This window comes from Pseudomonas sp. UBA2684 (genome assembly GCA_002354655.1).
In the GTDB taxonomy this organism is placed as follows: Bacteria; Pseudomonadota; Gammaproteobacteria; order Pseudomonadales; family Pseudomonadaceae; genus Aquipseudomonas.
In genome coordinates this window covers 17,930-35,305 of the sequence record DELY01000018.1, presented here as the reverse complement: position 1 = coordinate 35,305, position 17,376 = coordinate 17,930, and the positions used below count along the sequence as shown (strand labels likewise).

The 17,376-nt window shown below is 59.8% G+C and carries 18 protein-coding genes and 1 tRNA gene; 18 read left to right on the top strand and 1 reads right to left on the bottom strand.

The window, feature by feature from the left end:
• Nucleotides 1–14 precede the first annotated feature (14 nt).
• Complete coding sequence (locus B3M58_RS07990; RefSeq protein WP_296218152.1) at nt 15–524, bottom strand: shufflon-specific recombinase; 510 nt, start codon at nt 522–524, stop codon at nt 15–17.
• A gap of 356 nt (nt 525–880) precedes the next feature.
• On the opposite strand from B3M58_RS07990, the gene thrS reads away from it, so the two are divergent.
• From thrS to benB, 18 genes are all read left to right on the top strand, one after another.
• Entirely contained in the window at nt 881–2,803 is a 1,923-nt protein-coding gene (gene thrS, locus B3M58_RS07985) for a threonine--tRNA ligase (protein WP_296218150.1), read from the top strand.
• The gene (infC, locus tag B3M58_RS07980) at nt 2,803–3,354 is read left to right on the top strand and encodes a translation initiation factor IF-3 (protein ID WP_296218155.1); all 552 of its coding nucleotides are present in this window, start codon (nt 2,803–2,805) and stop codon (nt 3,352–3,354) included. The genes thrS and infC overlap by 1 nt, the downstream gene beginning before the upstream one ends.
• Nucleotides 3,355–3,414: 60 nt before the next feature.
• On the top strand, nt 3,415–3,609 hold the full coding sequence (gene rpmI / locus B3M58_RS07975; RefSeq protein WP_090241698.1) for a 50S ribosomal protein L35: 195 nt from the start codon (nt 3,415–3,417) through the stop codon (nt 3,607–3,609).
• Nucleotides 3,610–3,634: 25 nt separating this feature from the next.
• Entirely contained in the window at nt 3,635–3,991 is a 357-nt protein-coding gene (gene rplT, locus B3M58_RS07970) for a 50S ribosomal protein L20 (RefSeq protein ID WP_090505586.1), read from the top strand.
• Nucleotides 3,992–4,226: 235 nt separating this feature from the next.
• Nucleotides 4,227–5,243, top strand: coding sequence for a phenylalanine--tRNA ligase subunit alpha (pheS, locus tag B3M58_RS07965; protein ID WP_296218141.1), 1,017 nt, complete (start codon nt 4,227–4,229; stop codon nt 5,241–5,243).
• A gap of 37 nt (nt 5,244–5,280) precedes the next feature.
• A complete protein-coding gene (pheT, locus tag B3M58_RS07960) occupies nt 5,281–7,659 on the top strand; it encodes a phenylalanine--tRNA ligase subunit beta (protein ID WP_296218139.1) in 2,379 nt (792 codons plus the stop codon).
• Nucleotides 7,660–7,662: 3 nt separating this feature from the next.
• Nucleotides 7,663–7,965 (top strand): integration host factor subunit alpha, encoded by a 303-nt coding sequence (gene ihfA / locus B3M58_RS07955; RefSeq protein ID WP_003243414.1) that lies wholly within the window; start codon nt 7,663–7,665, stop codon nt 7,963–7,965.
• Complete coding sequence (locus B3M58_RS07950) at nt 7,946–8,302, top strand: MerR family transcriptional regulator (protein WP_296218137.1); 357 nt, start codon at nt 7,946–7,948, stop codon at nt 8,300–8,302. Before ihfA ends, B3M58_RS07950 begins: the two co-directional genes overlap by 20 nt.
• 89 nt (nt 8,303–8,391) lie before the next feature.
• Nucleotides 8,392–8,468, top strand: a tRNA-Pro gene (locus B3M58_RS07945).
• Between the two features lie 133 nt (nt 8,469–8,601).
• A complete protein-coding gene (gene pcaQ, locus B3M58_RS07940; protein WP_296218135.1) occupies nt 8,602–9,534 on the top strand; it encodes a pca operon transcription factor PcaQ in 933 nt (310 codons plus the stop codon).
• 102 nt (nt 9,535–9,636) lie between these two features.
• Entirely contained in the window at nt 9,637–10,356 is a 720-nt protein-coding gene (pcaH, locus tag B3M58_RS07935; protein ID WP_296218134.1) for a protocatechuate 3,4-dioxygenase subunit beta, read from the top strand.
• Between the two features lie 12 nt (nt 10,357–10,368).
• Nucleotides 10,369–10,977: a protocatechuate 3,4-dioxygenase subunit alpha gene (pcaG, locus tag B3M58_RS07930; protein WP_296218132.1), complete on the top strand. Its 609-nt coding sequence runs from the start codon at nt 10,369–10,371 to the stop codon at nt 10,975–10,977.
• 4 nt (nt 10,978–10,981) lie between these two features.
• The gene (gene zapE / locus B3M58_RS07925) at nt 10,982–12,019 is read left to right on the top strand and encodes a cell division protein ZapE (protein WP_296218154.1); all 1,038 of its coding nucleotides are present in this window, start codon (nt 10,982–10,984) and stop codon (nt 12,017–12,019) included.
• Nucleotides 12,013–12,960, top strand: a complete 948-nt coding sequence (locus B3M58_RS07920; RefSeq protein WP_296218131.1) for an AEC family transporter — start codon at nt 12,013–12,015, stop codon at nt 12,958–12,960. The genes zapE and B3M58_RS07920 overlap by 7 nt, the downstream gene beginning before the upstream one ends.
• Nucleotides 12,961–13,212: 252 nt before the next feature.
• Nucleotides 13,213–14,058, top strand: coding sequence for an IclR family transcriptional regulator (locus B3M58_RS07915; RefSeq protein ID WP_296218129.1), 846 nt, complete (start codon nt 13,213–13,215; stop codon nt 14,056–14,058).
• 219 nt (nt 14,059–14,277) lie between these two features.
• Entirely contained in the window at nt 14,278–15,231 is a 954-nt protein-coding gene (locus B3M58_RS07910) for an AraC family transcriptional regulator (RefSeq protein WP_296218128.1), read from the top strand.
• Nucleotides 15,232–15,477: 246 nt separating this feature from the next.
• Nucleotides 15,478–16,836 (top strand): benzoate 1,2-dioxygenase large subunit, encoded by a 1,359-nt coding sequence (gene benA, locus B3M58_RS07905; RefSeq protein WP_296218127.1) that lies wholly within the window; start codon nt 15,478–15,480, stop codon nt 16,834–16,836.
• Nucleotides 16,837–17,325: a benzoate 1,2-dioxygenase small subunit gene (benB, locus tag B3M58_RS07900; protein ID WP_296218124.1), complete on the top strand. Its 489-nt coding sequence runs from the start codon at nt 16,837–16,839 to the stop codon at nt 17,323–17,325.
• Nucleotides 17,326–17,376: the final 51 nt, after the last annotated feature.

The window sequence follows — 17,376 nt, the reverse complement described above, 5'->3', positions numbered from 1 at the left end:
TAGGGAATCCGGGGCTATTCAGTTAGCTGCTTGAGAAGAAGCATTAGCTCACCTTGGCTCACTACCTTGTCACTGGCTTTAGATGCTTGGGGGAGGGCTATGTCTGCCAATGGATTGGTTATGTCTATGAGTAGCTCCCTCTTTGCCCATCTGAATAAGCGAGACATGAAGGCTAGTTGTGTACGGCAGGTGGCAGGCTTAACTGTCTGGAGGCGTCTCAGTTTGAAGTCGTTAATTTGCTGGGGGGTTATGTCTTGGAGGGGTTGGGGAAAGGATAGGGATAGCTGCTCGACGAGCTGTAGAGCATGGACATGGCTTCCCTTGCCCTTTAGGCGGGATTCGCAATAGCTCATACCAAGCGAATAGATGGTGTGGGTTTTATGTTCCTTGGTGATGGCCTCAAGCTGCTTAGCCCATTGCTGGGCTGCCTCTTGGGTGGGGAGGGTTTTGGATTGGGCTGGCTTACCCTTGATGCGCACCTGGGCGTTCCAATTGCCTGAACTGAGCTGACGTATCGTTGCCATGATTTTGCCTCTAGAGATGTGAATAGGTGTTCTCTAGGGGCTGCGGCGTGTATAGTGCGCGCCGCTTTCAAGCGTTCCTTGACATGGTGGGGGTCGTTGGTTCGAGTCCAATCGTGCCTACCAGATTTGGTAGAAAAAGGGTCGCTTAGGCGACCCTTTTTTATTGGGTCGCTTGCCAGTCAGCCAGGCTTTCTGCAAGCATCCGTGCGGTTAAATAACCTCCAGTGACTCTGGTTCGGTTTTGGTTGGCTCGCAAGCTCCTGCCACTGTACGGCAGGTATACCGCCGAATCGCTTACTGGCTCATCCCAACCCATGTGGCCTTTGGTAGAGGTCACCACTAGGAGAGGAGGCGCCATGCCCATCATTACTCTTCCCGACGGCAGTCAGCGTACGTTCGATCATCCGGTATCCGTACTTGAGGTGGCGCAGTCGATTGGCGCTGGCCTGGCAAAGGCCACGTTGGCCGGTAAGGTCAATGGCAAGCTGGTCGATGCCTGCGACTTGATCGACAGCGACGCGACCCTGCAAATCATCACGCCGAAAGATCAGGAAGGCCTGGAAATCATTCGCCACTCCTGCGCGCATTTGATTGGTCATGCCGTCAAGCAGCTGTTTCCGACGGCCAAGATGGTGATCGGCCCGGTCATTGATGAAGGTTTCTACTACGACATCGCCTCCGAGCGGCCTTTTACTCTGGATGACGTCGCAGCGATCGAACAGCGTATGCAGCAGCTGATCGAGAAAGACTACGATGTAATCAAGAAGGTCACCCCGCGCGCCGAGGTGATTGATGTATTCACTGCTCGCGGTGAGGATTACAAGCTACGCCTGGTCGAAGATATGCCGGGCGAGCAGGCGATGGGCCTGTATTACCACGAAGAATATGTCGACATGTGCCGTGGTCCGCACGTGCCGAATACGCGCTTCCTCAAGGCCTTCAAGCTGACCAAGCTGTCCGGCGCCTACTGGCGCGGCGATGCCAAGAACGAGCAGTTGCAGCGTGTGTATGGCACGGCCTGGGCGGACAAGAAGCAACTGGCGGCTTACATCCAGCGCATTGAAGAAGCCGAAAAGCGCGATCACCGCAAGATCGGCAAGCGCCTGAACCTGTTCCATACCCAGGAAGAAGCGCCGGGCATGGTGTTCTGGCATCCGAATGGCTGGACCCTGTACCAGGTGCTTGAGCAGTACATGCGCAAGGTGCAGCGTGAACACGGCTACCTGGAAATCAAGACGCCGCAGGTGGTTGACCGTTCGCTGTGGGAGAAATCCGGGCACTGGGCCAACTACGCCGAGAACATGTTCACCACCGAGTCGGAAAGCCGCGATTACGCGATCAAGCCGATGAACTGCCCGTGCCACGTGCAAGTGTTCAATCAGGGTTTGAAGAGCTATCGCGAGCTACCGATGCGTCTGGCCGAGTTCGGTGCTTGCCACCGTAACGAGCCGTCCGGTGCGTTGCACGGCATCATGCGTGTGCGTGGTTTTACCCAGGATGACGCGCACATCTTCTGTACCGAAGAGCAGATGCAGGCGGAATCGGCTGATTTCATCAAGCTGACCCTGGCGGTGTATGCCGACTTCGGCTTTACCGATATCCAGCTCAAACTGTCGACTCGCCCGGAAAAACGCGTGGGTTCCGACGAGCTGTGGGATCGCGCCGAAGCAGCGTTGGCGTCGGCGCTCGACAGTGCCGGCTTGTCTTACGATCTGCAGCCGGGCGAGGGTGCTTTCTACGGGCCGAAGATCGAGTTCTCGCTCAAGGATTGTCTGGGGCGCGTCTGGCAGTGTGGTACCCTGCAGCTCGATTTCAACCTGCCAGTGCGTTTGGGTGCTGAATTTGTCAGTGAAGACAACAGCCGCAAGCACCCGGTGATGCTGCACCGCGCAATTCTCGGTTCGTTCGAGCGCTTTATCGGAATTCTGATCGAGCACTACGAAGGTGCGTTTCCGGCTTGGCTAGCGCCGACTCAGGCGGTGGTGATGAATATCACCGATAAACAGGCCGATTTTGCTCTGGATGTTGAAAAAACACTCAACCAAAGCGGATTTCGTGCCAAGTCTGACTTGAGAAACGAAAAAATTGGCTTTAAAATCCGCGAGCATACTTTGCTCAAGGTTCCCTATCTCTTGGTTATCGGGGATCGGGAGGTAGAGATGCAAACTGTCGCCGTGCGTACCCGCGAAGGTGCTGACCTGGGCTCGATGCCCGTCGCTCAATTCGCTGAGTTCCTCGCACAGGCGGTTTCCCGGCGTGGTCGCCAAGATTTGGAGTAATCATTATTAAGCGTGAAATGAGACAAGATAAACGAGCTGCACCGAAGGCCCCGATCAACGAGAATATCTCGGCACGCGAGGTTCGGTTAATTGGCGCTGAGGGTGAGCAGCTTGGGATTGTGTCAATTGAAGACGCGCTTCTTAAGGCCGAAGAGGCCAAGCTGGATCTGGTGGAAATCTCCGCCGATGCAGTGCCCCCTGTTTGTAAGCTGATGGACTACGGCAAATCGATCTTCGAAAAGAAGAAGCAGATTGCCGCTGCAAAGAAAAACCAGAAGCAAATTCAGGTTAAAGAAATCAAGTTTCGTCCAGGGACGGAGGAAGGGGATTACCAGGTAAAACTACGCAACCTGGTACGTTTCCTTAGTGATGGGGACAGGGCCAAGGTATCGCTTCGATTCCGCGGCCGTGAGATGGCGCATCAGGAGCTGGGCATGGAGTTGTTGAAGCGGGTTGAAGGTGACCTGCTTGAATACGGCACCGTTGAACAGCATCCAAAGATGGAAGGACGCCAGCTGATCATGGTCATCGCCCCCAAAAAGAAGAAGTAACCACCAGGGCACGGCAGGCCTTGCGGTTATGTTTATCAACTGAATGCGGAGTATCCGAACATGCCAAAGATGAAAACTAAGAGTGGTGCAGCCAAGCGTTTTCTCAAAACCGCTAATGGCTTTAAGCACAAGCACGCTTTCAAGAGCCACATCCTGACCAAGATGTCCACTAAGCGTAAGCGTCATCTGCGCGGTAGCACCATGGTGCACCCGTCTGACGTGGCAAAAGTGGCGCGCATGCTGCGCGTTCGTTAATCGGTCAAGATAGAGGAAATTACTCATGGCTCGTGTTAAGCGCGGCGTTATCGCTCGCAAGCGTCACAAAAAAATTCTGAAACTCGCTAAAGGCTACTACGGCGCGCGTTCGCGCGTGTTCCGCGTTGCCAAGCAGGCAGTGATCAAGGCAGGCCAATACGCCTACCGCGACCGCCGTCAGCGGAAGCGTCAGTTCCGCGCTCTGTGGATCGCTCGTATCAACGCTGGTGCTCGTGTTAACGGTCTGTCCTACAGCCGTTTCATTGCCGGCCTGAAAAAAGCGTCCATCGAGATCGACCGTAAGGTTCTGGCTGATCTGGCAGTGAACGAAAAAGCGGCGTTTGCTGCGATTGTCGAGAAAGCGAAAGCCGTACTGGCTTAAGTCCCCGACAATCACCGGGCTCGCCCGGTGCAAGAACGGGCCTAAGGTCGTCACGAGCGAAGGTCAGGCAAGGCGGAAGACGGCGAGGACGTGGAGTTTACGAGTTGTAAATGAGCAGTCCGAGCCGACTTCCAACACAGCATGATCGAGCGCAGTAGACCTTAAGCTCGTTCGAAACGTCACCAATAGGGGAAGAGCCTTTGCTCTTCCCCTATTTCGTATCTGGAGTCTGTAAATGGAAAATCTGGATGTGCTGGTCTCGCAAGCGCTTGAGGCCGTTAGCCACACCGACGATGTGAATGCCCTGGAGCAATTGCGGGTTCACTATCTGGGCAAGAAAGGCGAATTGACTCAGGTGATGAAGACCCTGGGCAATCTGTCGGCAGAAGAGCGCCCGCAAGCCGGTGCGTTGATCAATGCCGCCAAGGATCAGGTTCAGGATGCTCTGAACAGCCGCAAGGCAACTCTGGAACAGGCCGCGCTGAGCGCCAAGCTCGCCGCCGAAAAAATCGACGTGACCCTGCCGGGCCGTGGTCAGGCTTCTGGTGGCCTGCATCCGGTAACCCGGACGCTGGAGCGCGTTGAGCAGTTTTTCACCCGCATTGGCTACGGCATTGCCGAAGGCCCGGAAGTGGAAAACGATTATCACAACTTTGAAGCACTGAATATCCCCGGCCACCACCCGGCCCGGGCGATGCATGACACTTTCTATTTCAACGCGAATATGTTGTTGCGCACCCACACCTCGCCGGTTCAGGTGCGCACCATGGAATCGCAGCAGCCGCCGATCCGCATCGTCTGCCCCGGCCGCGTCTATCGCTGCGACTCCGATATCACCCATTCGCCGATGTTCCACCAGGTCGAAGGCCTGCTGGTCGACGAGGGTGTGAGCTTTGCCGACCTCAAAGGCACCATCGAAGAGTTCCTCCGGGTGTTCTTCGAAAAGCCCTTGGGTGTGCGTTTCCGTCCCTCGTTCTTCCCGTTCACCGAGCCGTCGGCCGAAGTCGATATGCAGTGCGTGATGTGCAGTGGCAAAGGTTGCCGCGTGTGCAAGCAGACTGGCTGGCTGGAGGTCATGGGCTGCGGCATGGTGCACCCGAACGTGCTGCGCATGTCCGGCATCGACCCTGAGAAATACCAGGGTTTTGCCTTTGGTATGGGGGTCGAGCGTCTTGCCATGCTGCGTTATGGCGTCAACGACTTACGTCTGTTCTTCGATAACGACCTGCGATTCCTGGCGCAATTTCGCTAGAGCCGCATGACCCAATCGAATTGTTGAGGAGAGCAGAATGAAATTCAGTGAACAGTGGCTGCGTAGCTGGGTAAGCCCGCAGGTTTCCCGTGACGAATTGGTAGCGCGCCTGTCGATGGCGGGCCTCGAAGTGGATAGCGTGACGCCGGCTGCCGGTGTTTTCAGCGGCATCGTGGTCGGCGAGATTCTCAGCACCGAGCAGCATCCGGATGCTGACAAGCTGCGCGTCTGCCAGGTCAGCAACGGCAGCGAGAGTTTTCAGGTCGTGTGCGGCGCACCGAATGCGCGCCCCGGTATCAAGATTCCGTTCGCCATGATTGGTGCCGAGTTGCCAGGCGATTTCAGCATCAAGAAGGCCAAGCTGCGCGGTGTCGAGTCCAACGGCATGCTGTGCTCTGCGTCCGAGCTGCAGATCAGTGAAGACAATGATGGCTTGATGGAGCTGCCGCTCGACGCGCCAGTCGGTCAGGATATCCGCGTTTATCTGGATCTCGATGACGCCAGCATCGAAGTCGATTTGACCCCGAACCGTGGTGATTGCCTGTCCTTGGCCGGTTTGGCGCGTGAAGTCGGTGCCTTGTACGCCGCGCCGGTAAGCCGTCCGGAGATTGCCGCCGTTGCGCCGAGCCATGATGAAGTGCGTCCGGTTGAAATTCTGGCTGCGCAAGCCTGCCCGCGTTACCTCGGCCGGGTGCTGCGCAATGTCGATCTGTCCAAGCCGACGCCGCTGTGGATGGTCGAGCGTCTGCGCCGCGCCGATGTGCGCAGCATCGATGCTGCGGTAGACGTCACCAACTACGTGATGCTCGAACTCGGCCAACCCATGCACGCCTTCGATCTCGCCGAAATCAACGGTGGCATCCGTGTGCGCATGGCTGAAGAAGGGGAGAAGTTGGTTCTGCTCGATGGTCAGGAAGTCAGCTTGCGCGCCGACACCCTGGTTATCGCGGATCACCAGCGGGCCTTGGCGATTGCCGGGGTTATGGGTGGCGAGCACAGTGGCGTTAGTGCCAAGACCTGTGATCTGTTCCTCGAAAGCGCGTTCTTCGACACCATCGCGATTGCCGGCAAGGCCCGTTCCTATGGGCTGCATACCGATGCGTCGCATCGTTTCGAGCGTGGCGTGGATTGGCAGTTGGCGCGTGAGGCGATGGAGCGGGCGACTGCACTGTTGCTGGAGATCGTCGGCGGCGAAGCCGGACCGATTATCGAAGCCGTCAATCAGGAGCAGTTGCCGAGCGTTGCGCCGGTCACGCTGCGTGCCGAGCGTATCGAGCAGATGCTCGGCCTGAAGATGGATGATGCCGAAATTGTTCGTTTGCTGGCTGCCTTGGGTCTGGGCATTCGTGCCGATGGCGAAGGTCAGTGGCAGGTAAGCGTGCCAAGCCATCGCTTCGATATCAGCCTGGAAGTCGACCTGATCGAAGAGCTTGCGCGCTTGTATGGCTACAACCGTCTGCCGGTGCGTTACCCGCAAGCGCGCCTGGCCCCGCAGGCCAAGGCCGAAGCCGCTGTCGAGCTGCCCGCACTGCGCCGCTTGCTGGTGGCGCGTGGTTATCAGGAAGCGATCACCTACAGCTTTATCGATCCCAAGTTGTTCGAGCTGTTCAATCCGGGCGTTGAGCCGCTGATGCTGGCCAACCCGATCTCCGCGGATATGGCGGCGATGCGTTCTTCGCTGTGGCCCGGTCTGGTCAAGGCGCTTGAGCACAACCTCAATCGCCAGCAGTCGCGCGTGCGCCTGTTCGAAAGCGGTTTGCGTTTTGTCGGTCAGCTCGAAGAGTTGAAGCAGGAACCGATGCTGGCTGGGGTCATCTGTGGCAGTCGGCTGCCGGAAAGCTGGGCGCATGGCCGTGACGATGTCGATTTCTACGACGTCAAGGCCGATGTCGAGGCGTTGCTGGGCAGTGCTGGTGCCGCAGGCAGTTTCAGCTTCGTGCCCGGTGAACATACCGCTCTGCATCCGGGTCAGACGGCGCGCATCGAGCGGGAAGGGCGCTTGGTTGGTTTCCTCGGCGCAATCCATCCGGAGCTGTCCAAGGCGCTGGGTATCGATCAGCCGATATTCATGTTCGAACTGGTGCTAGGTGAAATCACCCAGGGCCGTATGCCGAAATTTCAGGAGTTGTCGCGCTTCCCGGAAGTTCGCCGCGACCTGGCGCTGCTGGTGGATCGCGAGGTGCCGGCCGAGTCGTTGCTGGCGGATATCCGTGAGACAGCTGGCGAATGGCTGACCGACCTCAGGCTATTTGACGTGTATCACGGTAAAGGTATTGATCCGCATAGAAAAAGCCTTGCCGTCGGCTTGACCTGGCAGCATCCATCGCGCACTCTTAATGACGATGAGGTGAGTACCACAACACAGAATATCCTCACCTCCCTGGAACAAAGGTTCAACGCCACGTTAAGGAAGTAGCGTATGGGGGCTCTGACGAAAGCTGAAATGGCGGAACGTCTGTATGAAGAGCTGGGCCTGAATAAACGGGAAGCCAAGGAGTTGGTGGAACTGTTCTTCGAAGAGATCCGCCAAGCGCTGGAACTCAACGAACAGGTCAAGCTCTCGGGGTTCGGCAACTTTGATCTGCGCGATAAGCGTCAGCGCCCCGGTCGTAATCCAAAAACGGGAGAGGAAATCCCTATCACGGCTCGCCGTGTGGTGACTTTCCGTCCAGGCCAGAAACTTAAAGCCAGGGTCGAGGCGTATGCTGGAACCAAGTCATAACGATGAATTACCTGCCATACCCGGCAAACGGTATTTCACCATCGGCGAGGTGAGCGAACTCTGTGCGGTCAAGCCGCATGTCTTGCGGTATTGGGAGCAGGAGTTTCCTCAGCTCAACCCGGTCAAGCGCCGCGGCAATCGGCGGTATTATCAGCGCCAGGATGTGCTGATGATTCGTCAGATCCGCGCGCTGCTGTATGAGCAAGGGTTCACGATCGGCGGGGCGCGTCAGCGGCTTTCCGGTGATGAAGCCAAGGATGACACCACCCAGTACAAGCAACTCATCAAACAGATGATTGCTGAGCTGGAGGATGTTTTGCTGGTGCTTCGGAAATAACGAATGAACTCAAAAAGTTTCCATATTTCAGAAGCTTAATGTATAGTTCTCGACGTTTTCGAGGTATTGAAAACAGATTCACGCCTAGTCGGGGCGTAGCGCAGTCCGGTAGCGCACTAGCATGGGGTGCTAGGGGTCGAGTGTTCGAATCACTCCGTCCCGACCAATATTTGATAACAAAGCCCAGTTCGGAAACGACTGGGCTTTGTTGTTTCTGCAGGGTGGATAGACGATCTCTCCACCCGTCAGGGCTTCAGCGTTTATTCATATATCGCGCAAAGTACGTAAAGGCTTAGCTGATGAATATCGATACCCGCATCAAGTTCCGCCACCTGGTTTGTTTTCTGGAGATTGCCCGGCAGCGCAGTTTTGCCAAGGCGGCGGATGCGTTGGCGGTGAGTCAGCCGGCGATTTCCAAGACGCTCAAGGAGTTGGAGGAGATTCTTGCGGCGGTGTTGTTCGAGCGCGGCAAGGGCGGTGCCAGCCTGACTCCGGCCGGGATCGCGTTTATGCGGTATGCCGGGCCGTGCGTGCAGGCATTGCGCGATGGTGTGGCCAGTCTGCGCGGCGGTGAACATGAGGCGGGGCAGGTCAAGGTTGGCGTGCTGTCGACGGTCGAGAGCCTGTTGGTTCCCGAAGTGGTGTGTCGTCTGCATCAGCGTCATAACGCGCTGGTGGTGAGCATTGCCACCGGACCGAGTGCGTACCTGCTGGCACAGCTACGGGTGGGGGAGTTGGATCTGGTGGTCGGGCGCATGACCGATAGCCCGGAAATTCAGGGCCTCACCTTCGAACACCTGTACAGCGAGTCAATGACCTTGGTGGTGCGTCCGGGGCATCCGCTGTTGTCGTCGACCAAGGCCGACCTTAGTCGCCTTGGCGATTACCCGCTGGTCTTGCCGCTGGCGGGCACTACCATCCGCAAGTACGCCGACAGCCTGTTTGTGCAGTGCGGCATTGTCCAGCCGCAGCAGCGCTTGGAAACCTTGTCGCCAGCGCTGAGCCGCCGCTATGTGTTATCCAGCGATGCGATCTGGGTGGCGCCGCAGGATGCGATACGCCTGGATGTACGGCGCGCCGAGCTGGCCGAGCTGACGCTGGGGATTCAGGAACCGGGCGGCTCGGTGGGAATTTGCCGCAACACGGCCGTGCCGCAGTCGGTGTCGGCGCAAGCGTTCTGCGAGGTGTTGCGTGAGGTGGCCAGCGAGTACCGCGATGGGCATTTTTCATAACCATTTGGTTATGAGTTGTGGGCGTCTTTTCAATATTCGTCCGTCCTGCTTTGTTTGAGACTGTGGCACCAAGCACCGTACTCTCACTCAACAGGAGCGCCCATGCCCGCCGAGGACACTCGCCGTTTCGTCATCCGTGACCGCAACTGGCATCCGCAAGCCTTCACCCCCGATTACAAGACCTCGATTGCCCGCTCGCCGCGCCAGGCGCTGGTGAGCATTGCGCAATCGCTGTCGGAAACCAGCGGGCCGGATTTCTCGCACCTGAAAATGGCGCCGCAGGATAACGATCTGCTGCTCAACTTCAACAACGGCGGGCTGCCGGTGGGTGAGCGCATCATCGTCAGTGGCCGGGTCATGGACCAGTACGGCAAGCCGATTCCGCACACCCTGGTGGAGATGTGGCAGGCCAACGCCGGTGGCCGCTACCGGCACAAGAACGACCGCTACCTGGCGCCGCTCGACCCCAACTTCGGTGGCGTCGGCCGTACCCTGACCGATAGCGAAGGCAATTACAGCTTCCGCACCATCAAACCGGGCCCCTACCCATGGCGCAATGGCCCGAACGACTGGCGCCCGGCGCATATCCATTTCTCCTTGAATGGCCCGTCGATCGCCACGCGGCTGATTACCCAACTGTATTTCGAGGGCGACCCGTTGATCCCGCTGTGTCCGATCGTCAAATCGATCGCCAACCCGGACGCCGTGCAAACCCTGATCGCCAAGCTCGATATGGGCATGGCCAACCCGATGGATTGCCTGGCCTACCGCTTCGATATCGTTCTGCGTGGCCAGCGCAAAACCCACTTCGAAAACCGCTGAGGAGGCGCGAGCATGCCTATCGAACTGCTGCCGGAAACCCCTTCACAGACGGCCGGCCCCTATGTGCACATCGGTCTGGCCCTGGCCGCCGCTGGCAACCCCAGCCGTGACCAGGAAATCAGCAACCGGATGGCCAAGCCCGAGGCGCCCGGCGAACACATCGTGCTGATCGGCCATGTCTACGACGGCAATGGCCACCTGGTGCGCGACGCCTTTGTGGAGTTGTGGCAGGCCGATCACCTCGGCCGTTACGACGAAGCCTATGACCTGGCAAAACCCTTCAACGGGTTCGGCCGTACCGCCACCACCTTCGATGCCGGTAGCGAATGGACCGTGCAGACGATCAAGCCGGGTGTGCTCAATAACGCCGCCGGTGTGCCGATGGCGCCGCACATCAACGTCAGCCTGTTTGCCCGTGGCATCAATATCCACCTGCAAACCCGCCTGTATTTCGACGATGAAACCGAGGCCAACGCCAAGGATCCGGTGCTCAACCTGATCGAGCAGCCGCAGCGCCGCGAGACGTTGATCGCCAAGCGTTGCGAGGTGGACGGCCAGCCGGCTTATCGCTTCGACATACGCATTCAGGGAGACGGCGAGACGGTCTTCTTTGACTTCTGAGGCGATGGCGCCCGCCGCCGCGGTGCGCCGTCATTTCGCCGAGGAGCTGGCGGCGCGTGGCTACCGTGCCGACCCGGCGCAGCAACGCGTGCTGGATTATCTGGCCGGCTGGTTGGATGCGCAGCTGGGGTCGCCCCGTCTCTGGCGACGTCGCCCGGTTGCCGGGGTGTACCTGTGGGGCGGCGTTGGGCGCGGCAAGAGCTTTGTGATGGATTGCCTGTTCGCCGCCGCGCCGCTGAGCAACAAGCGCCGTGTGCATTTCCACGGATTTTTGCAGGAGCTGCAACAGCGCCTGTGGCGCCATAGCGGCCAGCCTGATCCGCTGGCCAAGGTTGCCACTGAGCTGGCCGGCGAGGCGCGCCTGCTGTGCTTTGACGAATTCCATGTGCATGACATCGGCGACGCGATTCTGCTCGGGCGGCTGCTCGAGTGTCTGCTGCGCGAGGGTGTGGCGCTGGTGTTCACCTCCAACTATGCGCCTGCCGAGCTGTGCCCCCATCCGCTCTACCACGCACGTTTCAAGCCGTTCATTGGATTACTGCAACGGCATCTACAGGTGTTGCAGTTGGACGCTGGCGAGGATTATCGCCAGCAGGCGCGCGTCGACTGGGGGCGCTTCATCCAGGCGCCTGGCGTCGAGGCGCAGCGCGTGCTGGGCCAGATTTTGCCGTTGGCGCCGGGCGAGTTGCGCCTCAAGCGCATGAGTTTCGTTGTGCGTGGGCGCACCGAGCAGGGCGTGTGGCTGGCCTTTGCGGCCCTGTTCGAGGCGTCGTCGTCGACCCGTGATTACCTGGCGCTTTGCGAGCAATTTCGCTGCATCGTGATCAGTGATGTTCCGGCGCTGCACGGGCGATTGCGGGATGTGCAGCAGCGCTTCATCAACTTCATCGACATCGCTTACGACAGTGGCGTGACCCTGTGGCTGGCCAGCGAGCTGAGCCTGGCGCAGCTGTGTGCTGGTGCCGATGCGTGCGATTTCAGCCGTACCTACAGCCGTTTGCGGCAACTGACCCAACCCGTGCAGGCGTGCATCGCGTGTTAGCCGTACTGAGTATTACCGCACCGATTTTCATCCTGATCGGCCTGGGTTTCTTCTCCGCTCGCAGCGGGCTAGTCAACCGCGAACAGGTGCGTGGCATGGGCGGTTTCGTCATCACCTTTGCCTTGCCGGCGCTGGTGATCAAGGCCTTGGCGGAGCGGCCGCTGGGCGAGGTGCTTAACGTGCCGTTCCTGGTGGCCTATGCGCTGGGTTCGCTGGCGATGTTTGCCGCGGGTTTTGCCCTGTCGCGCTGGGTTCGCAAGCGCGATGTCTCCAGCAGTGCCATCACCGCCCTGGGCATGTCGGTGTCCAACAGCGGTTTCATTGGCTATCCGATTGTCGCCATGGTGCTCGGCGCACCGGCTGCGGTCGCTTTGGCCCTGGGTATGTTGGTGGAAAACCTGCTGATGATTCCCCTGGCGCTGGTCCTCGCCGAAGTGGGCCGGCAGCGTGGCCAGGCCGGCCTGACGGTGTTGGGCGAAACCCTCAAACGCCTGTGCAAAAATCCGGTGATCATCGCCATCTGCATCGGCTTGCTGTTGTCGCTGCTTGAGGTGCGCCTGCCGGTGCTGCTGAGCCGGGTCATCGAGATGCTGGCCAGTGCTTCGGCGCCGGTGGCCTTGTTCGTCATCGGCGGCACTCTGTATGGCCTGAAAAGCCAGGGGATGTGGCGCGAGGTCGGCGAGATCAGCCTGGCCAAGCTGCTGCTGCATCCGCTGGCAGTGTTCGCCGCCTTTGCCTTGGTCCCGGATGTCGAGCCGCAACTGCTGGTCGCCGGGGTGCTGTTCGCCAGTGCGCCGATGATGAGCATCTACCCGATCCTCGGCCAGCGTTTCGGCCTGGAGGAGCGCTGCGCGGCTGCTTTGGTGGCGGCGACGGTTTTGGCGTTCATCACTGTCAGTGCGCTGGTCGGTTTTCTCGGCTACAGCGGCGCGCTGGGGTAAGCAGCGGCGAACCCCGCCCGCGATCAGGATCGCCAGCAGGGCACGTCGCTGCGATGGCCGGTGCGTGGCCGGCCGAGCGGACCGCAGCTGCTTCGTGGGCGGCTGCGTGCAGAGCCCGCGCCAGCTCTTCAACGTAACTGTCGGGGGGCTGAGCGGCGGCAAGGTTATCAGCTGAACGTGAGTGGTCAATTGCGATTATCGAACTACCGTTCGATAATCGAATCACTGTTTTCCGCTTTCCGAGGAGCTCGTATGAGCGATACGCGTCCACCGTTGTCTGCCCTGATGCCGCCGGTGTATGTCTCGCCGGCCAAGCGCATCGAGGAGTTGAGCGGCGATCCGAACTTCATGACCTCGCTGGCGCGCGGCCTGGCGGTGATCAATGCCTTTCAGGAGCGCAAGCGCCACCTGACCATCGCGCAGATCAGCCACCGCACCGAGATTCCCCGCGCCGCCGTGCGCCGTTGCCTGTATACGCTGATGAAGCTGGGTTACGCGACCACCGACGGGCGCACCTATTCACTGCTGCCCAAGGTGCTTACGTTGGGCCATGCCTACTTGTCGTCGACACCCTTGGCGGTGTCGGCGCAGCCGTATCTCGACCGCATCAGCGAACAGCTGCACGAGGCCTGCAACCTGGCCACTCTGGAAGGCGAGCAGGTGCTCTACCTGGCGCGCTCGGCGATTCCGCAACGGTTGATCTCGGTCGACCTCAGCGTCGGCAGCCGACTGCCGGCCTACTGCACGTCGATGGGGCGCATCCTGCTCGCGGCCATGGACGACGACAGCCTGCACGATTACCTCAACCACGCCGACCTGCAGGCCAAAACCAGCCGCACGCTGCACACCCCGGAGGCCTTGTGGGAATGCCTGCAACGGGTGCGTCAGCAGGGCTGGTGCGTGGTCGACCAGGAGCTGGAGCAGGGCCTGCGCTCGATTGCGGTGCCGGTGTACGACTCGGCCGGGCATGTGTTGGCGGCGATGAACGTCAGCACCCACGCCGGTCGCGTGCCGGCCAGCGAGCTGGAAAAGCGTTTTCTGCCGATCATGCTCACTGCCAGCCGCGAGCTGAGCAGCCAGCTGTTCCGCCCGCTCTGAGGCACGGCGCAGCGGGCGATAACCGCCCGCTTTCGTCGCGCTGCGCTTGACTGTTTTTTTCGCCGTTCCTTATGGTGGCGGCCTGCCACTCGGCTGACGGGCCATTCGTCCGTTATCCGGGACGCTGGCTTGGCGTTGCCTCGAATCAGGCTCACGCTAGGCAGCGAAACGCCTGTGCAACGGGCGTCATTAAAAAAACAACAATCGGGTACTCCGTGAATGCTCCTGCTGACTGAAACAAGCACGGTGTTCGTGCGTGCCGACCCCTATGACGTTTCGGATTACGTCAATCAGCATGTCGGTTCGCACTGCATTCGCCTGCCGGCGACGGGTGGCCTGTCGGCGAGCCTCAGCCACCGCAAGTTCGCCAGCCTCGACCTGTGCCGCATCAGCTATGGCGGCAGCGTGCGGGTCACCTCGCCGGCGCTGGAAACCATCTACCACCTGCAGATCCTGCTCAGCGGCCACTGCCTGTGGCGCAATCGTCATGCCGAGCACTACCTGGCGCCGGGCGAGTTGTTGCTGATCAACCCCGACGATCCGGTCGACCTGACCTATTCCGACGACTGTGAGAAGTTCATCCTCAAGCTGCCTGCCAGCCTGTTGCAGGCCACTTGCGAGGAGCAGCGTTGGAGGCTGCCGGAGCAGGGCGTACGCTTCACCCGCAACCTCTACGACTTGCAGCAACTGGACAGCTTCATGCGCCTGCTGAGCCTGGTATGCATGGAGGCCGAGGCCAGCGACAACGCCTTGCAAACCCAGGAGCATTACTCGCGGATCGTCGCCAGCAAGTTGCTGACCCAGCTCAGCAGCAATATCTGCCGCGAGTTGCCGCTGCCGCAGGCGGCGTCCTTCGAGCGGCTGATCCAGTACATCGACGAGAACCTCAAGCAGGACATCAGCGCCGAGCAACTGGCGGCCAGCGCGCATATCAGCCTGCGTTCGCTGTATTCGATGTTCGAGCGCAACGCCGGCTGCACGCCCAAGCACTACATCCGCGAGCGCAAGCTGGCGCGTGTTCACAGCTGCCTGAGCGACCCATCCTGCCACGTGCGCAGCGTCACCGAGATCGCCCTGGATTACGGCTTTCTGCACCTGGGGCGTTTCTCCGAGAGCTACAAGCACAGCTTCGGCGAATTGCCCTCCGACACCCTGCGCCGCCGCGAATCCTGAGCCGCGCACGCGCCGTAACCGCGTGCCGCAGGCTGCACGGCAACCCTTCTAGTTAACTGCCACCGGCACGCCCGCGCGTTGTCGCGAAGCGCTGCGCGTCACTATTTCCGTGGCTTCTACGACTTTAGTGGCGAATGGCGGGAGGTTGCAGGAAACGGATAACGGTCGTGCACAAAGCGGATATTGTCGGACAGTTTGCCCTCGTAGCCTTAACACCGTTGAAACAATAACAACGGAGCCACGGCCATGACCCTGGGACTCGATTACCTGAATAGCCTGCTAGAAGAAGACAAGGACAAGGGTGTCTACCGCTGCAAGCGTGAGATGTTCACCGACCCGCGGTTGTTCGACCTGGAGATGCAACACATCTTCGAGGGCAACTGGCTGTACCTTGCGCATGAAAGCCAGATCCCCGAGAAAAACGATTACTACACCACGACCATGGGGCGTCAGCCGATCTTCATCGCGCGCAACAAGGACGGGGTGCTCAACGCCTTCATCAACGCCTGTAGCCATCGCGGTGCCCAGTTGTGCCGGCATAAGCGCGGCAACAAAGCGTCCTTTACCTGTCCCTTCCACGGCTGGACCTTCAACAACTCCGGCAAGCTGCTCAAGGTCAAAGATCCCAAGGACGCCGGCTATCCCGACAGTTTCAATTGCGAAGGCTCCCACGACCTGACCCCGGTGGCGCGTTTCGAGTCCTACCGCGGCTTTCTGTTCGGCAGCCTGAACCCTGACGTGCTGCCGCTGGTCGAGCACCTGGGCGAGTCGGCGAAGATCATCGACATGATCGTGGATCAGTCGCCGGATGGCCTGGAAGTATTGCGCGGCGCCTCCAGCTACATCTACGAAGGCAACTGGAAGCTGACCGCTGAAAACGGCGCCGATGGCTACCACGTCACGGCTGTGCACTGGAACTACGCCGCCACTCAGCAGCAGCGCAAGGCGCGCGATGCCGGTCAGGAAACCAAGACCATGAGCGCCGGTGGCTGGGGCAAGAAGGGCGGCGGTTTCTACAGTTTCGAGCAGGGGCACCTGCTGCTGTGGACGCGTTGGGACAACCCCGAAGACCGCCCGCTGAATGAGCGCCGCGACGCCCTGGTGGCCGAGGTGGGCGCTGCCCGTGCCGACTGGATGATCGGCCACTCGCGCAACCTGTGCCTGTACCCGAATGTGTACCTGATGGATCAGTTCAGTTCGCAGATCCGCGTCGCCCGGCCGATTTCGGTGAATGAAACCGAGATCACCATCTATTGCATCGCGCCCAAGGGCGAGAGCGCCGAGGCACGCGCTGGGCGCATCCGCCAGTACGAAGATTTCTTCAACGTGTCTGGCATGGCCACCCCGGATGACCTGGAGGAATTCCGTTCCTGCCAGCAGGGTTACGGCGGCGGTGTCGGCTGGAACGACATGTCCCGCGGTGCCGCGCATTGGGTGGCCGGCGCCGACGAGGCCGCGCAGGAAATTGACCTGCACCCGGTCCTCTCCGGCGTGCGTACCGAGGATGAAGGTCTGTTCGTGCTGCAACACCAGTACTGGCTGAGCACCATGCGCGCGGCGCTGAGCAAGGAAAACGCGCAGCTGATTCACGTGGAGGGCGCGTAAATGAGCCTGTCATACGAGCACGTGCGTGATTTCTTGTACCGCGAAGCCCGCTATCTGGACGACAAGGACTGGCACAGCTGGCTGGAACTCTACGCCCCCGACTGCACCTTCTGGATGCCCGCCTGGGATGACAACGACGAGCTGACTGAAGACCCGCAAAGCGAAATCTCGCTGATCTGGTACGGCAATCGTGGCGGTCTGGAGGACCGGGTCTTCCGCATCGAAACCGAGCGCTCCAGTGCGACGATCCCGGACACCCGTACCTCGCACAACCTCAGCAACCTGGAAATCCTCGAGCGCAGCGACGAGCAGATCCGCTTGCGGTTCAACTGGCACACCCTGAGTTTTCGCTACAAGAGCGTCAATAACTACTTCGGCACCAGCTTCTACACCCTCGATGTGCGCGGCGCTAATCCGTTGATCCGGCACAAGAAGGTGGTGCTCAAGAACGATTACGTCCGTCAGGTTATCGACGTCTACCACATCTGAAACGCCCGGCCTGAGCCCTCTGCACTGGCAGGCCGGGCGGGCGTCGCCCGT

Coding starts and splice junctions, on each gene's coding strand:
- B3M58_RS07990 (WP_296218152.1), bottom strand. CDS start 524: ATGGCAACGATACGTCAGCTCAGTTCAGGCAATTGGAACGCCCAGGTG.
- thrS (WP_296218150.1), top strand. CDS start 881: ATGCCCATCATTACTCTTCCCGACGGCAGTCAGCGTACGTTCGATCAT.
- rpmI (WP_090241698.1), top strand. CDS start 3,415: ATGCCAAAGATGAAAACTAAGAGTGGTGCAGCCAAGCGTTTTCTCAAA.
- rplT (WP_090505586.1), top strand. CDS start 3,635: ATGGCTCGTGTTAAGCGCGGCGTTATCGCTCGCAAGCGTCACAAAAAA.
- pheS (WP_296218141.1), top strand. CDS start 4,227: ATGGAAAATCTGGATGTGCTGGTCTCGCAAGCGCTTGAGGCCGTTAGC.
- pheT (WP_296218139.1), top strand. CDS start 5,281: ATGAAATTCAGTGAACAGTGGCTGCGTAGCTGGGTAAGCCCGCAGGTT.
- ihfA (WP_003243414.1), top strand. CDS start 7,663: ATGGGGGCTCTGACGAAAGCTGAAATGGCGGAACGTCTGTATGAAGAG.
- B3M58_RS07950 (WP_296218137.1), top strand. CDS start 7,946: ATGCTGGAACCAAGTCATAACGATGAATTACCTGCCATACCCGGCAAA.
- pcaQ (WP_296218135.1), top strand. CDS start 8,602: ATGAATATCGATACCCGCATCAAGTTCCGCCACCTGGTTTGTTTTCTG.
- pcaH (WP_296218134.1), top strand. CDS start 9,637: ATGCCCGCCGAGGACACTCGCCGTTTCGTCATCCGTGACCGCAACTGG.
- pcaG (WP_296218132.1), top strand. CDS start 10,369: ATGCCTATCGAACTGCTGCCGGAAACCCCTTCACAGACGGCCGGCCCC.
- zapE (WP_296218154.1), top strand. CDS start 10,982: ATGGCGCCCGCCGCCGCGGTGCGCCGTCATTTCGCCGAGGAGCTGGCG.
- B3M58_RS07915 (WP_296218129.1), top strand. CDS start 13,213: ATGAGCGATACGCGTCCACCGTTGTCTGCCCTGATGCCGCCGGTGTAT.
- B3M58_RS07910 (WP_296218128.1), top strand. CDS start 14,278: ATGCTCCTGCTGACTGAAACAAGCACGGTGTTCGTGCGTGCCGACCCC.
- benA (WP_296218127.1), top strand. CDS start 15,478: ATGACCCTGGGACTCGATTACCTGAATAGCCTGCTAGAAGAAGACAAG.
- benB (WP_296218124.1), top strand. CDS start 16,837: ATGAGCCTGTCATACGAGCACGTGCGTGATTTCTTGTACCGCGAAGCC.